The sequence below is a fragment of the Streptomyces carpinensis genome, from assembly GCF_002154505.1.
In the GTDB taxonomy this organism is placed as follows: Bacteria; Actinomycetota; Actinomycetes; order Streptomycetales; family Streptomycetaceae; genus Streptomyces; species Streptomyces carpinensis.
In genome coordinates, this window is the sequence record NZ_MUBM01000695.1 from 1 (window position 1) to 801 (window position 801).

Sequence of the window (801 nt, forward strand, 5' to 3'; positions counted from 1 at the left end):
CCGCCCCCGACCCCGACGCGCCCGCGCCGGAGCCCTCCGCGGGACCGGGGAGCCTCTTTGCCGTCACAGGACCGCCCGAGCCGATCGACGAGATCCGTGTCGCGCCCTCGGCCCCTGACGCCGAAGCCGTGGAGGGGCCCGGAGGTGGTCCCGAGGAGGGGCCCGACGTCCCCCAGGCCCCGCCGGTCACCGTCGCCCACGTCGGTTCCCGGCCGCCCACCTACGACGCCGAACCCACCGCACTGCCGGTCGTGNNCCGTGCTGGACGGCGCCCGTTACGGAGCCTGCACCCTCCGGGCGGTGTCCATCCGGGGCGACTCTCCCCGCTACCGGGGCGAGCCGCGCCGGGACGCGTTGCTCACCGCGCGGTTCGGTCAGGGAGAGCAGGCGCTGGTCCTCGTCGCGATGGCGACCGGCGCCCGTGCCGCCCCGGACGCGCACCGTGCGGCGGCCGAGGTGTGCCGGTGGATCGCGCGGGCCGTGGGCCGCAGTCACGCCCGGCTGGCCGAGGACATCCGGGCCGCCCGGCGCGGGGAACTCAAGTCGGGCCTGCACCGCCTCACCGACCGCAGCCTCGGCAGACTCCGCGCCAGCGCCGCCGAACAGGGCGTCGAACCCGAGGAGTACGCGGCCACCCTGCGCTGTCTGCTCCTGCCCGCCGACNNCGTCTTCTTCGGCGTCGGCGGAGGCGGGCTGTTCCGGCTGCGCGGCGGCGAGTGGCAGGACATCGAGCCGGACGTTCCCGAGGGCCCCGGGGCCAAGGGGCGGCTGTCCGAACCGGCCGAGACCCCGGAGGGCGAC

Annotated in this window: 1 pseudogene; it reads left to right on the top strand. The window is 77.3% G+C overall.

Annotated features, from left to right (window positions below):
* Nucleotides 1-801: pseudogene (locus BZY54_RS48005) on the top strand (protein phosphatase 2C domain-containing protein); the annotation flags it as partial.